Origin of the sequence: Sediminibacterium sp. (genome assembly GCF_051861365.1) — a bacterium.
Taxonomy (GTDB): Bacteria; Bacteroidota; Bacteroidia; order Chitinophagales; family Chitinophagaceae; genus Sediminibacterium.
The window spans coordinates 1-1,217 of the sequence record NZ_JBHYCW010000070.1; the positions used below are offsets into that span (position 1 = coordinate 1).

The window sequence follows — 1,217 nt, forward strand, 5'->3', positions numbered from 1 at the left end:
ATTAAAGCAACAAGCAACAAGATTAGGTTTAGTACTGGTTCCTGATAATTTAGTTACTTAAGAGACAAAAAAGTAAATAGAGGGAAAGCCTTTTGTGACGCTGTTTTGAGGTTAATTAACCTAATATTATTCGTTTTCATTCATTCTCCCGCCAACCAAATGGTTATGACCCAACAATCTCCCCCATCAGACAAAGGCTGGACAAAAATTCAATGGATTATTTTCTATTTGTGTGTGCTTTTTTTGTTGGAGTGGGGGTGTGGGGGTTTTAGGTACTAGTCTCGCCTGAGGCGAGATGAGTTGGGTGAATCTTCATAATTAGAACCGTCATTTCGACCGATCCGCCTCGGGCGGAGAGTGGAGAAATCTCCTGACTATTGAAAATTTTTCATAGCGTGAAGAATCAGGATAGTGTCTCGCCCTAGGCGAGATGGGGAGATGTTTCGATCCGCCTAGGCGGACTCAACATGACGCTCCTGTTAGTACCGTCATTCCGACCGATCCGCCTCGGGCGGAGAGTGGAGGAATCTCCTGACTATTGGAAAATTTTCATAGGGTGGAGAATCAGGATGCTGCTAACAGTGGGGGGATGTTTCGGCTTCGCTCAACATGACGATAACTTTTTGGAGGGATGTCTCAATCCTCCCGTCTTAAACTCTTTTAAAACACATACCCCATGTCCAAATACACATCCTTCCTTCTCCAACTCCTCGCACTCCTATTTTTAAATTGGATGTTACTGGTTTTGATGCCGGTGATTGTTGATGTTTTAATGTTGGGGATGGGGGAATGGGATGCGGTGGGTGTAGTGTTTTGTTGGGGGATACAGGTGGCTTTTTTGATCGTTTCTTTTTCTCTGCGTGATTATTTGATGACATATGTCAAAGCATCCGTAAAACAGTTTCATCCATTCATGAAATACAGCTTGCTATTGGGAAAAGCCTGGGTTTTGTGTACCGGGCTGTGGTTATTGATTTCGAAAATGAATGGGTTTGGTTTTTTATGGTTGGGGGAAATGATGTTGCTATCAGTGCAGATTTATTGTTGGGTGGGGATGGCTGCGCCGACCTCAATAAGAACGTCATTCCGATCCGCCGCGGCGGACGAGGAATCTCCTGACTTAGGAAAAGTCTCAAAGAATGAAGAATCAGGATAGTGTCTCGCCTTAGAAGCTGTTTAAAAATCTGATTACTAGCAATCTGTGTGTAAAAGTGGAT

1 protein-coding gene is annotated in these 1,217 nt (G+C 43.6%); it reads left to right on the forward strand.

Going from position 1 to position 1,217, the window contains the following annotated elements:
• The first annotated feature begins 676 nt into the window (after positions 1-676).
• Entirely contained in the window at positions 677-1,156 is a 480-nt protein-coding gene (locus ACTIEV_RS15485; RefSeq protein WP_439516816.1) for a hypothetical protein, read from the forward strand.
• The last annotated feature ends 61 nt before the right edge of the window (positions 1,157-1,217 follow it).